Origin of the sequence: Actinoplanes octamycinicus (genome assembly GCF_014205225.1) — a bacterium.
Taxonomy (GTDB): Bacteria; Actinomycetota; Actinomycetes; order Mycobacteriales; family Micromonosporaceae; genus Actinoplanes; species Actinoplanes octamycinicus.
In genome coordinates this window covers 4,697,848-4,714,068 of the sequence record NZ_JACHNB010000001.1, presented here as the reverse complement: position 1 = coordinate 4,714,068, position 16,221 = coordinate 4,697,848, and the positions used below count along the sequence as shown (strand labels likewise).

Here is a 16,221-nt window from a genome sequence, read left to right as displayed (position 1 = left end):
CCGCCCATGACACGACCGTAACGTGGGCCACATTCCAGATAGAACGTTTCAAGTCGTTGGAGGCATCCATGCGTTCCCGACTGGCCCTTGCTATCGCGCTCACCACCACCGCGGCCGTGGCCCTCTCCGGCTGCACCAAGAAGAACGACAACGACACCGCCGCCGGCAGCACCAGCGGTACGAAGACCTACAAGGTGGCCTTCGTGCCGAAGCTGCAGGGCGTCCCCTACTTCGAGGCGATGAACGCCGGCGGCAAGGCGGCCGCCACCGCGCTCGGCAACGTCGAGTGGCTCTACCAGGGCCCGACCCAGGCCGACGCCGCCGCCCAGGCCGACATCGTCCGCTCCTACATCCAGCAGAAGGTCGACACGCTGATCGTCGCCCCGAACGACCCGGACAGCATGGCCCCGCTGCTGCAGCAGGCCAAGGACGCCGGAATCCACGTGGCGACCGCCGACACCGACGCCCCGAACAGCGTCCGCGAGGTCTTCGTCAACCAGGCCACCGCCGAGGGCATCGGCCAGGGCCTGACCGACGCCCTGCTCAAGCCCATGGGCGGCAAGGGCAAGTACGCGATCGTCTCCTGCGGCCAGACCGCCGAGAACCTGAACTCGTGGATCAAGGTCCAGCAGGACTACACCAAGACGAAGTATCCGGACGCCACCATCGTCGACGTGGTCTACGCCGGTGAGGACCAGGCGAAGGCCACCCAGATGGCGACCGACCTGATGAACGCGCACCCGGACCTGACCGGCCTGGTCGGCGAGTGCACCTCCAGCGCCCCCGGCGTCGCGCAGGCGGTCAAGGACGCCGGCAAGATCGGCAAGGTCTTCACCGTCGGCCTCGGCACCCCGCAGTCGATGAAGCCGTATCTGCAGGACAAGTCGTCGTCCGCGGCGATCCTCTGGGACGTGCAGAACCTCGGCTACCTGACCGCCTGGGCCGGCGCGCAGATCGCCGCCGGCAAGCCGTTCCAGGCCAGCAACAACGTCAGCGACAAGCTGCCCGCGGTCGCCTACGACTCGGCGAGCAAGATGCTGCTGCTCGGCCCGGCGCTGGCGATCACCTCCGAGAACGTCGACCAGTTCAACTACTGATGATCGAGGAGCAGCCCAGGCTTCGCCTGGCCGGGATCGCGAAGCGGTTCGGTGCGGTCCGCGCGATCCAGCAGGCCGATTTCACGGTACGGGCGGGGCGGGTGCACGCCCTGGTCGGGGAGAACGGCGCCGGCAAGTCGACGATGATCAAGATCGTGTCCGGGGCGGAGACCGCGGACGCCGGAACGATCGAGTTCGACGGCGAGCCGGCCCGGATCACGAGCACCACCGACGCGATCGCGCTCGGCATCGCCACGGTCTACCAGGAGCCGCAGCTCTTCGGCGAGCTGACGGTCGCGGAGAACATCTTCCTCGGCCGCGAACTCAAGAAGAGCGGCCGGGTCGACTGGGCGGAGCAGAACCGGCGGGTGGTCGAGCTGCTGGCGCGGCTCGGCCTCCCGGCCCGCTACGCCACCGCCACGGTCAACACCCTCTCGGTGGCCGAGCAGCAGCAGGTGTCGATCGCCAAGGCGCTGGCCGCGGAGGCGAGCGTGCTGATCCTCGACGAGCCGTCGGCGATCCTCACCGACGCCGAGATCGAGGTGCTCTTCGACCTGGTCCGGCGGCTCACCGCGGACGGCGTGGCGGTCATCTACATCTCGCACCGCCTGGACGAGCTGTTCCGGATCGCCGACGAGGTGACCGTGATGCGCGACGGCCAGACCATCGGCACGTACCCGATCGCCGACCTGTCGGTGCGCCGGATCGCCGAGCTGATGGTCGGCGGCATCCTGTCCGACGAGCGCCCGCACCGCGCGGTCCCGGACGGCCCGCCGGTCCTGGAGCTGCGCCGGTTCGGGCGGGCCGGGAGGTTCCACGACGTCGACGTCGCGGTGCGGAAGGGCGAGATCGTCGCCCTCTACGGTCTGGTCGGCTCGGGCGTCTCGGAGATCGCCGCCTGCGTCTACGGCATCGACCGGGCCACCTCCGGCGAGCTGCGGATCCGCGGCGAGACGGTCGATCCCCGCTCCCCCCGGGACGCGCAGCGGAGGGGCGTCGCGCTGCTGCCGGCCAACCGCAAGGCGGAGGGCATGTTCGGCTTCCAGTCGATCGCCTTCAACATCTCGGCCGGCCACCTGACGCTGCTCTCCCGCTTCGGCGTCTTCCTGGACCGGGCCCGGGAGCGGACCGTCGCGGTCGACCTGATCCGCCGGCTGTCGGTGAAGACGCCCAGCGAGCGCCAGCCGATCAGCGCGATGTCCGGCGGCAACGCGCAGAAGGTGGTCCTGGCCCGGCAACTGGTGGAACGGCCGGAGGTGCTGATCCTGGCGGAGCCGACCCAGGGTGTCGACGTCGGCGCCAAGGAGGAGATCCACCGGATCATCACCGAGCTGGCCGAGAGTGGCACGGCGGTGCTGGTGGTCACCTCGGACCTGCCCGAGGCGCTGCGCATCGCCGACCGGATCCAGGTGGTCCGGGGCGGGACGACGACCGCGTCGTTCGGCCCGGACGCCAGCCAGGTGGACCTGCTGGCCGCGGCCGCGGGCGGTGCCGGGTGAACGGCAAGGCGCGGGTGCTGCCACCCCCGGTGACCAGCCAGGAGGTGGTGCTGCTCGGGGTGATCGCGGTGCTCTGGGCGGCGCTCGCGGTCAGCACCCCGGCCTTCCTGACCGCCGGTTCGATCCAGCCGCTGCTGGTGGCCACCGCGCCGGTCGCCCTGGTCGGCGTCGGGATGACCATCGTGATCATCACGGGCGGCATCGACGTCTCGGTCGGCGGGGCGATCATGGTGTGTTCGGTGCTGACCGCGAAGGCGCTGGTCGAGGCGGAGGTCGGGCTCGGCGTCGCGGTGCTGCTCGCGGTCGCGGCCGGCGGGGTGCTCGGGCTGGTCAACGGCGTGCTGATCGCCTACGGCCGGGTGCACGCGATCATCATCACGTTCGGCACCGCGAACCTGTTCCTCTTCCTCGGCCTGCGGATCTTCGGGTCCGGGACGGTGAACGGGATCCCGGGGACCCTGGCGTTCTTCGGGCGCGGCACGGCCGGGCGCACGCTCGGCGTCCCGCACGCGTTCCTGATCACCGCGCTACTCACCGTGGCCGCCTGGTGGTACCTGCGGCACACCGCCGGTGGCCGGCACTTCTTCGCGATCGGCGGGGACGCCCAGGCGGCGCGGCTGGCCGGGGTACGGGTGCGGCGGCGGGTGCTGCTGGCGTACCTGGTCACCGGCCTGCTGGTCGGGCTGGCCTCGTGTTTCGTCATCGCGCAGGGCACCTCGACGCTGGACCAGTCGGTCGGCTCCGGCAAGGAGCTCGCGGTGATCGCGGCCGTGGTGATCGGCGGCACCTCGATCATGGGCGGTCGCGGGTCGGTGCTCGGCACCTTCCTCGGCGCGCTGCTGGTGCAGTCGGTCGCCTCCGGGGTGACCCAGCTGGGCTGGCGCTCGCAGCTGTCCGACCTGTTCGTCGGCATCTTCATCATCGTGGCGGTCGGCGCCGACCTGCTGCGCGCCCGCGCCCGCGCTCGGAGGAACCGATGACCGAGAGTCTTGGCGCGCGACTCCTGCGCATCCTGCTCACCCAGCGGATCGCGCTGCTCGCGGTGCTGATCGTCGCGGTCGTCGTGACGTTCTTCGTGCAGGACGCCGGCGGCTATCTGACCGCGCCGTACGACTTCGACTACATGTCGGCCGCGCTGATCAACGCGGTCCCGCTCGCGATGCTCGGCCTCGCCGAACTGCTGGTGATCCTCTCCGGGCGGGGCGGCATCGACCTCTCGGTCGGCGCGATCGTCTCGCTCGCCGGCATGGTCTTCGGCTTCGCGTACGGCGAGTGGGGTTGGCCGCTGTGGGCCGCGATCATCCTGACCGCCCTGTTCGGGGCGCTGTGCGGCGCGCTCAACGGGTTCCTGGTCTCGTTCATCGGCTTCCCGGCGCTGATCGCCACGCTGGCCACCTACTACGCGTACAAGTCCCTGGCCATCGTGATCAACGACCAGCAGCCGATCAGCACCAAGCCGATCCAGCAGCTCTTCTCGATCAGCGAGTCGGTCGAGCTGCCGCTGTTCGGGCAGTACGTGCCGGACGTGCCGCTCGGCATCTTCACCTTCCTGCTGCCCACCGTGGTGGCGGTCTGGGTGCTGCTGGCCCGGACCACGTACGGGCGGCGGCTCTACGCGATCGGCACCAACGACGTGGCCGGACGCTGGGCGGGGCTGCCGGTCCGGGACACCCGGTTCAAGGCGTACGTCTACGCCGGCCTGCTCTCCGGTCTGGTCGCGGTGGTCACCGTCGGCCAGTTCGCCTCGGCCCGCCCGGACGCCGGCGTCTCCGGCAACGGCATGGCACTGCCCGCGATCACCATCGCCGTCCTGGGCGGCGTGGCGATCACCGGCGGCATCGGCCGGGTGGCCGGCGTCGTGCTCGCCACCCTGCTCATCGTCTGGCTCAACGCCGGCATCCTGCTCGCCTTCGTCGGCAACGAGGGCTCGCAGTACCAGCTCCTCGCCCTGGGCGCCGTGCTGATCTTCGCGGCGCTGCTCAACGGGCTCACCAACCGCCGATACGGAGGCACATCATGACCGCTCTCGACGGACTGGACGGTTTCGGCGTCGAGGTGCCCAGCTGGGCGTACGGGAACTCGGGCACCCGGTTCAAGGTGTTCACCCAGCCCGGAGTGCCGCGCAACCCGTACGAGAAGATCGCCGACGCGGCGCAGGTGCACCGGCTCACCGGCCTCGCCCCGCGGGTCTCCCTGCACATCCCGTGGGACGCCGTCGACGACTGGTCCGACCTGCGCGAGCACGCGTCGAAGCTGGGCGTGCGGCTGGGCGCGATCAACTCGAACCTGTTCCAGGAGGACGACTACAAGCTCGGCTCGCTCTGCCACCCCGATCCGGCGGTCCGCGATCACGCGGTCCGGCACCACCTGCGGTGCATCGAGATCATGCGGGAGACCGGCTCGACCGACCTGAAGATCTGGCTGCCGGACGGCCTGAACTATCCCGGGCAGGACTCGCTGCGCGGGCGGCAGGACCGGCTCGCCGAGTCGCTGCGCCGGATCTACCACGCGCTCGGCGACGACCAGCGGATCCTGCTCGAATACAAGTTCTTCGAGCCGTACTTCTACAGCATGGACATCCCGGACTGGGGCACCTCGCTGCTGCACTGCCTGGCGCTGGGCGAGAAGGCGACGGTGGTGCTGGACACCGGGCACCACGCGCCGGGCACCAACATCGAGTTCATCGTGATGCAGCTGCTGCGGCAGGGGCGGCTCGGCGCGTTCGACTTCAACTCGCGCTTCTACGCCGACGACGACCTGATCGTCGGGGCGGCCGACCCGTTCCAGCTCTTCCGGATCATGTCGGAGATCGTGGCGGCGGGCGCGCACCTGCCGTCGTCCGGGGTCAACTTCATGCTCGACCAGTGCCACAACATCGAGGAGAAGATCCCCGCCCAGATCCGCTCGGTCCTCAACGTCGAACAGGCCCTGGCCAAGGCGCTGCTGATCGACCAGGAGGCGCTCGCCACCGCCCAGCGCGAGGGCGACGTCCTGGCCGCCAACGAGATCCTGATGGCCGCCTACGAGACCGACGTGCGAGCCGCCCTCGCCGACCGGCGCGAGGCCAGGGGGCTGCCGCGCGACCCGGTCAAGGCCTTCAAAGCTTCGGGGTACGCGTCGAGCGTCGCCGCCGAGCGCGTCGGCGGAACCCAGGCAGGCTGGGGCGCGTGACGCGGGCTGAGTGAGACGCACGCCGGGTGAGGTGCCTGGCCCGGGTCTTGTGGTTTTCGGTGACCAATCGCGGACCGTGAAGCGGGCGGCGATCGCCCTGGACGCGCCAGCGGCCAGATCGACGCCCGCGGCCCGCGCTACTTAAAGAGAATTTGGTGTACGACCGCGGCCCGGCCAGGCTTGGTCGAGGTGATCGGTAGGGTGCTCAGGCCCGCGCTGCCCACTCATATGGCGGGGTGTGGCTCTCTCCCGGCTTGGACCCTGCCGGTCACCGTGGCGCGGAGTGGCTGAAGAGGGGTTTGCCCAGCTGTAAGTAGCGTTGCCCTCCCGCTGGTGTGGTTCTGCCGCGACGACGGGAAGGTCAACGGGTACATGGGTCAGCTGATCATTGGAGTCGATCCGCACAAGCGGTCCGCGACGATCGAGATCATCAACGAGCGTGAACAGGTGCTGGCCCGTGGCAGGTACGGCACCGACACCGGTGGCTACCAGCAGATGCTCGCCGCCGGCCGCCGTCACGCCGGCCGGGTGTGGGCGGTCGAGGGCTGTAACGGCATCGGCCGGCACCTGGCCCAGCGGCTGGTCGCCGACGGCGAAACCGTGCTGGACGTCCCGGCGAAACTCGCCGCGAAAGCCCGCAACTTTGACACCGGGCACGGCCGTAAAACCGACGGTCACGACGCGCACCACATCGCGGTGACCGCCCTGCGCACCCCGGGCCTGCGCCGCGTTCACGCCGACGGCGCCACCGTCGCGCTGCGGCTGCTGGCCGACCGCCGCGACCAGCTCGGCGCCACCCGCACCGAGACCATCAACCGGCTGCACCAGCTACTGCTCGAACTGATCCCCGGCGGCGCGAAGAAGAACCTGACCACCGACCAGGCCCGCACCCTGCTCGAACGCGTCAGCGTCCCGGCCGGCGACATCGTCACCGCCACCCGCTATCAGCTGGCCGGCGACCTGGCCGACGAGCTCACCACCCTGGACACCAAGATCAAAGCAGCCAACCGGCAGCTGAAGACCGTGCTGGCCGCCACCGGCACCCAGCTGACCAGCCTCAACGGCATCGGCCCCTCCGGCGCCGCCCGCCTGCTCGGCGACATCGGCGACATCAGCCGCTTCCCGACCCGCGGGCACTTCGCCACCTGGAACGGCACCGCCCCCATCGACGTGTCCTCCGGCGACAACCATCATCACCGGCTCAACCGGGCCGGGAACCGGCGCATCAACCGGGTCCTGCACATCATGGCCATCACCCAGCTCCGCTTCGACACCCCCGGCCGCGCCTACTACCAGCGCAAACGCGCCGAAGGCAAAACCGCGATGGAAGCCATGCGAGCGTTGAAACGACGCCTGTCCGACACCGTCTACCGCCAAATGATCAAAGACGACCACACGGCACAACAGACAGCGACGGGTCCGGGAGGACACACGGGGGCGACTCTGAACTCCAGCGCGGCCGACCCAAACCCCAAGATCGACACTTCGGAAAAGTCACAACCCGGACCCGCCAACCACCACCCTAAAACACCCCTCACACCAACCCCTTGACAGAGGGGTGCCGGGAGCATGCGATCCGCACCGAAGCGGACGCGCGTATCTGAATATCTTGAAGTTGATCTTGCGCTTCTCGTGATTCCCGGCCGGAGAACCGATCCTCCGGCGCAGGATGAGCGCATGGACGAGGAGCGGCTGGCCACCGTGCGGGCGCGGATCGAGGCGATCACCGACCCGGACCCGACCCCCGCCGAGCTGGCCCTCGTGCTGCGGTTGTTGCGGAACTTCGCGGCCCGCACGCCGGCCGCGGTCGACCAGGTCGCCGCCACTCTGGAAGGCGGTGCCGACCTGGGAGTCCTGCGGGATCAGGCGCACGCGTTGAAGGGGTCGGCCGGGAACATCGGCGCGAGCGCCCTGGCCGCCCTCTGCGCGGCGGTGGAGGACCAGGCGCGCGCCGGGAAGGTCGCCGACCCGGCGGGCACGGCCGGACGGATCCGGACCGAGGCCGCCGGGGCGTTACGGGCGGTGACGGCGCTGGCCGACGAGTACGAGGCGACCGCTGGCGAGAGGGCCGGAGCCGATCAGCGGTGACCGGCGAAGGCGGTCGGCTTGATGCTCGCCTTGTAGGGCACCGAAGCGAGCACTTCCTCGACCAGTTCGACCGCGCGGGCGAAGTTGGTCAGCCGGTCCAGCATCAGCTCGGTGATCACGGTGTCCTTGCCGATCAGGACCAGGCCGTTGGTCGCCACCACGTCCTCGATCAGGCGCATCCCGACCTCCAGCTCGCGGACCCGGACGCTGCGCACGGTGTCCTTGACCGCGCGCACCCCCTTGAGCCGGCGCAGCGCCGCCACCACGTGCGGGTAGTGGTCCTCCCGCTCCTCGATCGCGGTGATCGCGTTGACGTCGTTGAGGCCGCGGAACTGCAACGCCTCGAAGGCGATCGCCGTGCGGAGCACCGCGATCCCGTCCTCGACCAGCGCGGACCGTCCCTCCGGCCCGGCCGGCGCACCGGTCAGCCCGCGGACGATGGCGAGCACGTCCTGCATCATCGGGATGTCGCCGAGCAGCCGCAGCGCGATCCGCGGCATGGCGTCGACCGACGCCTGCTCGTCCGCGGTCAGCGGCATCCCGCGCTCCACCTTGGCGAGCGTCGAGGCGGGCACGGTGACCGCGCCGAGCTGCGAGGCCATCGCGGCCACCTCGATCTCCCAGAGGCCGGCCAGCTGGAGCAGGCCGCACAGCTCGCCGACCAGCGTGCTGATCCGGCCGGCCCGCTGGTAGGCCGGCGGGTTGGACAGCTCGAGCACCCCGAACAGCGCCTGCACGCTGGTCCGCAGGGTCCGGTCGAGCAGCTCCCGCTCGGCCATCGCCTGGCTGTGCTTGGCCACCGACTCGCGGATCGCCCCGCGCAGCGCGTCGGTCTCGGCCGGCTTCGGCAGGTAGCGGTAGACGCCGCCGGAGTTGATCGCGGCGACCGCGGTGGCCATGTCGCCGTACCCGGTGTGCAGCACCCGGGTGGTGTCCGGGTACTCCATCTGCACCCGGCGCAGCAGCTCGATGCCGTTCATCCCGGGCATCCGCATGTCGCTGACCACCGCGGCGGCCGGGCCGTGCTCGGCCAGCAGGGCGAGCGCCTGCTCCCCGTCCGAGGCGGTCAGCACCCGGTTCTCCCGGCCGAGCTGCAGGGTGAGCGTCTCGAGCACCGTCTCCTCGTCGTCGACGACCAGCACCAGGGGTTTCTTGTCGTCGGCTCCGGCCGACTTGTACAGCTCGGTGCGCATGCGGGTCCTCCTTCGTGATGTGCCGTCACCTATCGACCCCGCGCCGCGGGCGATAAGCGTTCGGCGATCACACAATTGGGCGGCCCCGACCCCTCATCCGGCCCGGCCGGACGCCGACATGTCCCTCACGTGCCCACCGGCTTTCGAGGAACGGATTCAGATGAGCGCTGTCGGCGATGAGACCCGGATTGCCGCGGTCCACAGCTACCACCTGCTCGACGCGCCCCGCCCGGTCGTCCTGGACGAGCTGACCCGGCTGGCCAGCTCGATCTTCGAGACTCCGATGGCCACCGTGACGCTGGTCGCCGCGGACCGGCAGTGGTTCGCCGGCAGCACCGGGATGCCGGGCAGCGGCGGCCCGCTGAGCAGCTCGTTCTGCGGGCACGTGGTGGACAGCCGGATGCCGCTGATCGTCCGCGACGCGCTGTCCCACCCGGTCTACTCGGCCTGGGAGAACGTGGTCGGCGCGCCGCACATCCGGTATTACGCCGGGGTCCCGCTGATCGACGAGGACGGGCACGTGCTGGGCACCGTCTGCGTGCTCGACGACAAGCCCCGGGAGACCGGGGACAAGCAGGTCGACCTGCTGCGCACGATGGCCGGGCAGGCCGCCGGGCACCTGTCGGCGATCCGGAACCGGCAGCTGCTGGCCGAGGTCGGCGACGAGCTGTCCCGGGCGATCAGCCGGGAGGAGGACTTCGTCGCGACCGTCTCGCACGAGCTGCGCACCCCGGTCACCACCATCCAGGGATACCTGGAGCTGCTGGTGGACAACGAGGAGCTGGAGCCGTACCGGAAGATGATCGATCCGATCCAGCGCAACGGCGAGCGCCTGGTCCGGATGGTCGACCACCTGCTGGCCGGCACCCGGCCGCCGGGCACCCCGCTGCCGCTGCTGCGGGCGCAGACCGACCTGGTCACGGTGGCCGGGACGGCGCTCGCGGCGTGCCGCTCGCAGGCCGGGCAGCGCGAGGTCACGCTGGTGCTGGAGCCGCCCGCGGGGGCGACCCGGGTGCCGGGCGACCTCACCCGGCTCAGCCAGGCCGCCGAGCACCTGGTGCGCAACGCGGTCCTGTTCAGCCCGGCCGGGTCGGTGGTCCGGGTCCGGGTCGACGAGACCGGCCTGGACGTGATCGACGAGGGCGCCGGCATCCCGGCCGACGAACTGCCGCACGTGGCCGAGCGGTTCTACCGCGGCCGGTTCGCCCGGGAGCAGGCGGTGCCCGGGGTCGGCCTGGGCCTCAGCATCGCCCAACGGATCATGAACGCGCACGAGGGCCGCCTGACCGTGATGTCGGACGGTTCCGGAACCGGCACCACCGCGAGGTTGAGCGTGGTCTGCTGAGCACATGGCAATGTTGCGTCGATTGCGCCTGGCCGGCCGGCTCGCGGTGGCCTTCGCCATCGTCCTGGTGCTGCTCGGGGTCGCGGTCGGGGTCGGCGCCGTCGGCCTGAACCGGCAGTCCGACACCGCCGACCGGGTGCAGGCCCTGCAGCGGCTGCTGCACCAGGTCGACGAGCAGAAGTACTACGACGCGGACATCTCCGGCTGGCAGTTGGCCTACGTCTGGGACGCCTACCGGCTCGGCGGCCGGCAGGCGGTCGACCCGGCGAGCGAGAACCGGGCCGGCTTCCTGGCCGACAAGCAGAAGCTGGTCGAGTTGCTCAAGGCCACCGACACCGGGGCCATGTCGGCCGACGAGCGGAAGATCTTCGACGGCCTGTCGACCACCTGGGACCAGTACTTCGAAGCCGACTCGCAGGCCGCCGCGCTCTACGGCAAGGGCGACCTCAAGGGCGGCGACAAGGTCATCCTGGGTCCCGGCTACGAGCTGTACTTCGTGATCGTCGAGGGCACCGACAAGCTGGTCGCCTCGGTCTCCCAGCGGGCCGCCGACGCCACCGCCACCACCAAGGACCAGGCGGCCGCCGCCCGGAACACGATGATCGTGGTCTTCCTGCTCGCGGTGGCGGCCGCGGTGCTGCTCACCGTGCTGGTCACCCGCAGCGTGACCCGGCCGATCGGCCGGCTGGTGCAGAACCTGCAGGCGATGGCCCGCGGCGACCTCACGGTCCGGGCCGACACCAGCGGCCGGGACGAGATCGCGGTGATGGGCCGGGCCGTCGACGAGGCGGTGGCCGGGGTGCGCGGCACCGTGCTGGAGATCGTGGAGAGCGGCGGCAAGCTGCAGGACGCGTCCGAGACGATGCGCCGGGTGAGCGCCGAGATCGACAGCGCGGTGTCCGAGGCCGATCAGCAGGCCGGGCTGGCCGCGGCGAGCGCCTCCGGGGTCTCCGGCAACGTGCACACGGTCGCCGCCGGCACCGACGAGATGGGTTCGGCGATCAGCGAGATCTCCCGGAACGCCGGCGACGCCGCCCAGGTCGCCTCGGACGCGGTCGCCGCGGCCCGGGCCACCAGCGCCACGATCAACCGGCTCGGCGACTCGTCCGCGCAGATCGGCGACGTGATCAACGTGATCACCACGATCGCCCAGCAGACGAACCTGCTCGCCCTGAACGCGACCATCGAGGCGGCCCGGGCCGGCGAGTCCGGCAAGGGGTTCGCCGTGGTCGCCAGCGAGGTGAAGGACCTGGCCCAGGAGACCGCCCGGGCCACCGAGCAGATCTCCCAGCAGATCGCCGCGATCCAGAGCGACACCGGCGAGGCGGTGACCGCGATCGACGAGATCAGCCGGATCATCGAGCAGATCAGCGACTACCAGACCACGATCGCCTCGGCGGTCGAGCAGCAGAGCGCCACGACCGCCGAGATGAATCGCGGGGTGAGCGAGGCGGCGGCCGGGGCCACCGACATCGCCGGCAACATCGCCAGCGTCGCGCACAGCACCGCGGCCAGCCGGGCCGCGGCCGGCCAGGCCGCCCGGACCGCGCAGGACGTGGGGGCGCTCGCCGACCAGTTGCGGTCCGCGGTGCAGCGGTTCCAGATCTAGCGCCTGTTTCGGAGGCCGGCCGAGTGCGAGGCGAGGTCAGGAGTGTGGCTGGCAACGGCCCCGGATCGCCCGCATACCGGGGTTGTATGTGGGTGATCCGGGGACGCTGCCAGGCGCGCTCCTGGCCACGCCGCAGCCCCGGTCGGCCTCCGAAACAGGCGCTAGGAGCGAGGTTCGGTACGGCCGGAGCTCACCCCGCGGTCAGCAGGTCGAGCACCCCGGTCGCCGCCATCGACCGGCGCACGATGCCGCGGGGGCCGGTCACCTGACAGGCCACGCCCCGGGCCTCCGCCGCCGACCGGGCGGTGAGCAGCGCGTCGATGCCGGACGAGTCGCAGAAGGTCAGCGCCGACACGTCCAGCACCAGCCGCCCGGGCGCGCCGGCCAGCGCCGCGGTCACCCCGTGGTCCACCAGGCCGACGGTGGCTAGGTCGAGCTCGCCGTGGAAGGCCAGCCGGACCAGGCCGGGGCCGTCGTACCGGACGATCCTCACGAGTCGCCGCCACGGCTGGAGCCGGAGCTGACCGGCTGGTGCCCGGGACACGGCAGCAGGGTCACCCGCACCTGCTTGCCGCCCTCGTGGTTGTGCACCGTCCAGTCCTCGGCGAGCGCCTCGATCAACGCGATGCCGCGCCCGCCCACGTCGTCCGGGTCGCGGCGGCGGGGCACCACCGAGGAGCCGTCGGCGACCGAGACCACCACCCGCCCGTCGTGCGACTCGACCTGCAGGGCGACGCAGCCGCCGCCGTGCCGGACCGCGTTGGTGACCAGCTCGCTGACCACCACGGCGGCCGAGTCCAGCCAGTCCGGGTCCGGGAAGCCCCAGCCGGTCAGCACCGCGACCACCGCCCGGCGGGCCGCGCCGGGCGCGCCGTGGCTCAGCGGGACGTCGAGATAAGCGGTCAGGACACTCATCGGGCGCCGTCCGCCGGCATCCCCTTCCGGCCCGCGCGGTGGCGGCCGTCGCCCGGCGCGGCGGGACGCCGCTCGGTGCAGTCAGTCATGCGCTGCTCTCCCCGTCCCCGTGTGCGGGCGGACAGTACCCGCCCTGCGGCAGTCGCGAAACCTGAGCGCACATATTGTCGCTTTTCGCCGTTTACGGAGCGTATGTCGGCCTACAGTACGGTGGTGGCAGCGGTGCTGGTCGTCGAGGACAACCCGGAGCATCAGGCGGTGCTCGCCGAGATCGTCCGGCGGCTCGGCCACCGGGTCACGGTCGCCGGGGACGGCCGGGCCGGGCTGGCCGCCGCGCTCGCCGACCGGTTCGACCTGATCGTCGCCGACGTCGACATGCCGCACCTGGACGGGATCCGGATGTGCCGGGCGCTGCGCGCGGAGAAGGCCACCGCCGAGGTGCCGGTGGTGCTGATCACCGGGTACCTGCCGCCCGGCGACGACCTGCTCGCCGAGGCCGGCGCGGCCGCCGTGGTGCCCAAGCCGTTCAGCGTCCGGGACCTGACCGAGACGCTGCGCCAGTGCCTGCCGCTGCCGCCGGAGGGCCCGTTCCTGGCCGAGCTGATGCAGAGCCTGGACACCGGGGCGGTGGCCTGCGACCGGCACGGCCGCACGGTCTTCGTGAACCGGGCGGTCCGCGAGTTCTTCGGCGACGAGTGCGCCACCGTGCCGATCCGGGACTGGCCGGACCGGTTCCAGCTGCGCCACCACGACGGCACCCCGCTGCGCCCCGGCGAGCTGGCCCTGGACCGGGCGCTGCGCGGCGACGTGGTGCGCCACGCCGACCTGCGGGCCTGCGACCGGCAGCACCGGCTGCGCTGGTTCTCGATCAACGCCCGGCCGGTCCGGGACGAGTCCGGGACGGTGCTCGGCGCGGTCGCCGCGATCCACGACGTGACCGCCGACCACCACCAGGTCCAGTACGAGCGGTGCAAGGCCGAGGTGCTCCAGGCGCTGGTCCACGCGCCCGACGTCAAGCACGCCGGAGCCGCCGTGCTGCGCAGCGTGTCGCACTGCCTGGGCTGGCCGTACCTGCGGTTGTGGCTGGTCGACGAGGTGTCCGGCCGGCTGCGGCCGACCGTCACGCACGCCGAGCCGGGCGCCGGCGGCGCGCCGCTGCCGTCCGCCATCGAACGCGGGCAGGGCCTGGCCGGGCTGTGCTGGGAACGCGGCGAACTGGTCTGGGTGCCGGACCTGCAGGCCCCGGACTCGCCGATGCTGCCCCAGGTGGCGGCCGGCACCGGGTACCGGGCGGCCGGCGCGGTCCCGGTGCTCAGCGCGGAGCAGGTGGTCGGGGTGGTCACCTTCTTCACCCCGGAGCGGCAGGACCCGGAGCCGGCCCTCGCGGTGCTGCTCACCGGCATCGCCGGGCTGCTCGGGGCGTACCTGGAGCGGCGCCGCTCGGACGAGCTGGCCAACCAGCTGGCGGCCAGCATCGGCGAGTACATCGCGCTGGTCGGGCACGAGCTGCGCACCCCGCTCACCTCGATCGCCACCTACACCGACCTGATCGCCGAGTCCGGCGACGACACCACCATCGGCGAGGTCCGCGACCTGCTGGCGGTGATCGAACGGAACAACGCCCGGCTCCGCTCGCTGGTCGAACGGCTGCTCGACCTGTCCGCACTGGAGTCCGGGCACGCCGGGCTGACCCTCGGCACGGTGGACCTGTCCGGGCTGCTGCGCGCGGCGGTGGACACCGTCCTGGCCGAGGCCGGGGATCCGCACCCGCGGGTGCACACCGACCTGCCGGACCGGCTGGAGATCCGGGGCGACCAGGCCCGGTTGCGGCAGGTGGCGGAGAACCTGATCGGCAACGCGGTGAAGTACAGCCCGCCGGGCGGCACGGTCACCGTCACGCTGACCGCCGACGAGGACACCGCGGTGCTGACCGTCACCGACACCGGCATGGGCATCCCGGACGGCGAGCGGAGCCGGCTGTTCGCCCGGCTCTACCGGGCCACCAACGCCCGGCACAGCGGCATCCCGGGGGCGGGGCTCGGCCTGGCCCTGAGCCGGGCCATCGTCGAGCTGCACCGCGGCACGATCACGCTGACCGCCGGCGAGGCGGGCGGCACGGTCGCCACCGTCCGGCTGCCCCGCGGGACCTAGAGGCCCTGGGGTCGCGCGCGGTCGGCCTCGGCGCGGGCCCGCGCCACGATCCGGCCGGCCTCCTTCTCGGCCTCGGCGATCGTGTCGGCGGCCTGCTGCTCGGCCATCCCGAGGATCGTCTCCACCCGGGAGCCGAGATGGGCCAGCGACGGCCGGTCCTCCCGGGCCGCCGCGGGCGCCGCCATCGCGTCACCGACCAGCTCCGCCCCGCCCGACCGGGCGGCGAACACCAGCAGGACCAGCCCCACCCCGGCGGTGACCAGCCCGGGCACCAGCATCGGCCCCTCCAGCTCCGCGCCGACCAGCACCCCGAGCCCACCACCGAGCAGGAACCACCCGCACCGCTTCATGGCGGCATGCTATCGACGGACAGCCACCTTCCGCTGCGCGGCGGTTCAGCCGCAGCCACCGCGCAGTTCACCCGCCGCGCGGAGCGAGGCCACCGAGCTCAGTGGCCCAGCAGCTTGGTGGCGAGCACGGCGGCCTGGGTGCGGCGCTCCAGGCCCAGCTTGGCGAGCAGGCTGGAGACGTAGTTCTTCACCGTCTTCTCGGCGAGGAACATCCGGCTGGCGATCTCCCGGTTGGTCAGGCCCTCGGCCACGAACTCCAGGATCCGGCGCTCCTGGTCGGTCAGCCCGGCCAGCTCGCGGGGCTGCTCGACGCCGTTGCGGATGCGCTCCAGGACCCGCTGGGTGACCGCCGGGTCGAGCAGCGACTGGCCGCCGGCCACCCGGCGGACCGCGTCGACCAGGTCGGTGCCGCGGATCTGCTTCAGCACATAGCCCGAGGCGCCCGCCATGATCGCGGCGAACAGCGCCTCGTCGTCCTCGTAGGACGTGAGGATCAGGCCCTTGATCGACGAGTCCACCGCGCGCACGTCGCGGCACACGTCGATGCCGTTGCCGTCGGGCAGCCGGGCGTCCAGCACCGCCACGTCCGGCCGCAGCGCCGGAATCCGAGCCGCCGCCTCCCGCGCGGAGCCGGACTCGCCGACCACCTCGATGTCGCCGCCCGACTGGAGCAGGTCGACCAGGCCACGGCGGACGACCTCGTGGTCGTCGAGGAGAAAGACTCGGATCATGGCTCCCATTTTTCCCTCCCCGGTCCCGGCCACACAGGGTCGAAGGTCCCGAGCCACCCGGGACGCCCACCG

The 16,221-nt window shown here is 71.8% G+C and carries 15 protein-coding genes; 10 read left to right on the top strand and 5 right to left on the bottom strand.

Features of this window, described 5'->3' with window-relative positions:
• The first annotated feature begins 68 nt into the window (after positions 1-68).
• From BJY16_RS20595 to BJY16_RS20565, 7 genes are all read left to right on the top strand, one after another.
• Positions 69-1,097: an autoinducer 2 ABC transporter substrate-binding protein gene (locus BJY16_RS20595; RefSeq protein ID WP_185041221.1), complete on the top strand. Its 1,029-nt coding sequence runs from the start codon at positions 69-71 to the stop codon at positions 1,095-1,097.
• The gene (locus tag BJY16_RS20590) at positions 1,097-2,596 is read left to right on the top strand and encodes a sugar ABC transporter ATP-binding protein (protein ID WP_185041220.1); all 1,500 of its coding nucleotides are present in this window, start codon (positions 1,097-1,099) and stop codon (positions 2,594-2,596) included. The genes BJY16_RS20595 and BJY16_RS20590 overlap by 1 nt, the downstream gene beginning before the upstream one ends.
• Positions 2,593-3,576, top strand: a complete 984-nt coding sequence (locus BJY16_RS20585; RefSeq protein WP_239178036.1) for an ABC transporter permease — start codon at positions 2,593-2,595, stop codon at positions 3,574-3,576. Before BJY16_RS20590 ends, BJY16_RS20585 begins: the two co-directional genes overlap by 4 nt.
• Positions 3,573-4,616, top strand: a complete 1,044-nt coding sequence (locus BJY16_RS20580) for an ABC transporter permease (RefSeq protein ID WP_185041219.1) — start codon at positions 3,573-3,575, stop codon at positions 4,614-4,616. The genes BJY16_RS20585 and BJY16_RS20580 overlap by 4 nt, the downstream gene beginning before the upstream one ends.
• Positions 4,613-5,767, top strand: coding sequence for an L-rhamnose isomerase (gene rhaI, locus BJY16_RS20575; protein ID WP_185041218.1), 1,155 nt, complete (start codon positions 4,613-4,615; stop codon positions 5,765-5,767). The genes BJY16_RS20580 and rhaI overlap by 4 nt, the downstream gene beginning before the upstream one ends.
• A 333-nt stretch (positions 5,768-6,100) precedes the next feature.
• A complete protein-coding gene (locus BJY16_RS20570; RefSeq protein ID WP_311775284.1) occupies positions 6,101-7,318 on the top strand; it encodes an IS110 family RNA-guided transposase in 1,218 nt (405 codons plus the stop codon).
• Between the two features lie 126 nt (positions 7,319-7,444).
• Positions 7,445-7,855, top strand: coding sequence for an Hpt domain-containing protein (locus BJY16_RS20565; protein WP_185041217.1), 411 nt, complete (start codon positions 7,445-7,447; stop codon positions 7,853-7,855).
• On the opposite strand, the gene BJY16_RS20560 is transcribed toward BJY16_RS20565, so the two are convergent.
• The gene (locus BJY16_RS20560) at positions 7,846-9,048 is read right to left on the bottom strand and encodes a response regulator (protein ID WP_185041216.1); all 1,203 of its coding nucleotides are present in this window, start codon (positions 9,046-9,048) and stop codon (positions 7,846-7,848) included. The two genes, BJY16_RS20565 and BJY16_RS20560, sit on opposite strands and share 10 nt — an antisense overlap.
• A 160-nt stretch (positions 9,049-9,208) precedes the next feature.
• Here BJY16_RS20560 and BJY16_RS20555 point away from each other — a divergent pair, with 160 nt between their 5' ends.
• Both BJY16_RS20555 and BJY16_RS20550 read left to right on the top strand, forming a co-directional pair.
• Positions 9,209-10,393 carry an ATP-binding protein gene (locus BJY16_RS20555; RefSeq protein WP_185041215.1) on the top strand — a complete coding sequence of 395 codons (1,185 nt, stop codon included), beginning with the start codon at positions 9,209-9,211 and terminating at the stop codon, positions 10,391-10,393.
• Positions 10,394-10,397: 4 nt separating this feature from the next.
• Positions 10,398-12,002, top strand: coding sequence for a methyl-accepting chemotaxis protein (locus BJY16_RS20550; RefSeq protein ID WP_185041214.1), 1,605 nt, complete (start codon positions 10,398-10,400; stop codon positions 12,000-12,002).
• A gap of 190 nt (positions 12,003-12,192) precedes the next feature.
• Here the strand turns inward: BJY16_RS20550 and BJY16_RS20545 are convergent, their stop codons facing one another.
• Together BJY16_RS20545 and BJY16_RS20540 are read right to left on the bottom strand one after the other, a co-directional pair.
• Positions 12,193-12,495 carry an STAS domain-containing protein gene (locus tag BJY16_RS20545; RefSeq protein ID WP_185041213.1) on the bottom strand — a complete coding sequence of 101 codons (303 nt, stop codon included), beginning with the start codon at positions 12,493-12,495 and terminating at the stop codon, positions 12,193-12,195.
• Positions 12,492-12,917 carry an ATP-binding protein gene (locus BJY16_RS20540; protein WP_185041212.1) on the bottom strand — a complete coding sequence of 142 codons (426 nt, stop codon included), beginning with the start codon at positions 12,915-12,917 and terminating at the stop codon, positions 12,492-12,494. The genes BJY16_RS20545 and BJY16_RS20540 overlap by 4 nt, the downstream gene beginning before the upstream one ends.
• A 213-nt stretch (positions 12,918-13,130) precedes the next feature.
• Here BJY16_RS20540 and BJY16_RS20535 point away from each other — a divergent pair, with 213 nt between their 5' ends.
• Positions 13,131-15,068, top strand: coding sequence for a hybrid sensor histidine kinase/response regulator (locus BJY16_RS20535; protein WP_185041211.1), 1,938 nt, complete (start codon positions 13,131-13,133; stop codon positions 15,066-15,068).
• Here the strand turns inward: BJY16_RS20535 and BJY16_RS20530 are convergent.
• Both BJY16_RS20530 and BJY16_RS20525 read right to left on the bottom strand, forming a co-directional pair.
• The gene (locus BJY16_RS20530; RefSeq protein ID WP_185041210.1) at positions 15,065-15,418 is read right to left on the bottom strand and encodes a hypothetical protein; all 354 of its coding nucleotides are present in this window, start codon (positions 15,416-15,418) and stop codon (positions 15,065-15,067) included. The two genes, BJY16_RS20535 and BJY16_RS20530, sit on opposite strands and share 4 nt — an antisense overlap.
• 98 nt (positions 15,419-15,516) lie before the next feature.
• Positions 15,517-16,149 carry a response regulator gene (locus BJY16_RS20525; protein WP_185041209.1) on the bottom strand — a complete coding sequence of 211 codons (633 nt, stop codon included), beginning with the start codon at positions 16,147-16,149 and terminating at the stop codon, positions 15,517-15,519.
• Positions 16,150-16,221: the final 72 nt, after the last annotated feature.

Coding starts and splice junctions, on each gene's coding strand:
- BJY16_RS20530 (WP_185041210.1), bottom strand. CDS start 15,418: ATGAAGCGGTGCGGGTGGTTCCTGCTCGGTGGTGGGCTCGGGGTGCTG.
- BJY16_RS20565 (WP_185041217.1), top strand. CDS start 7,445: ATGGACGAGGAGCGGCTGGCCACCGTGCGGGCGCGGATCGAGGCGATC.
- BJY16_RS20540 (WP_185041212.1), bottom strand. CDS start 12,917: ATGAGTGTCCTGACCGCTTATCTCGACGTCCCGCTGAGCCACGGCGCG.
- BJY16_RS20595 (WP_185041221.1), top strand. CDS start 69: ATGCGTTCCCGACTGGCCCTTGCTATCGCGCTCACCACCACCGCGGCC.
- BJY16_RS20525 (WP_185041209.1), bottom strand. CDS start 16,149: ATGATCCGAGTCTTTCTCCTCGACGACCACGAGGTCGTCCGCCGTGGC.
- BJY16_RS20555 (WP_185041215.1), top strand. CDS start 9,209: ATGAGCGCTGTCGGCGATGAGACCCGGATTGCCGCGGTCCACAGCTAC.
- BJY16_RS20560 (WP_185041216.1), bottom strand. CDS start 9,048: ATGCGCACCGAGCTGTACAAGTCGGCCGGAGCCGACGACAAGAAACCC.
- rhaI (WP_185041218.1), top strand. CDS start 4,613: ATGACCGCTCTCGACGGACTGGACGGTTTCGGCGTCGAGGTGCCCAGC.
- BJY16_RS20590 (WP_185041220.1), top strand. CDS start 1,097: ATGATCGAGGAGCAGCCCAGGCTTCGCCTGGCCGGGATCGCGAAGCGG.
- BJY16_RS20580 (WP_185041219.1), top strand. CDS start 3,573: ATGACCGAGAGTCTTGGCGCGCGACTCCTGCGCATCCTGCTCACCCAG.
- BJY16_RS20550 (WP_185041214.1), top strand. CDS start 10,398: ATGGCAATGTTGCGTCGATTGCGCCTGGCCGGCCGGCTCGCGGTGGCC.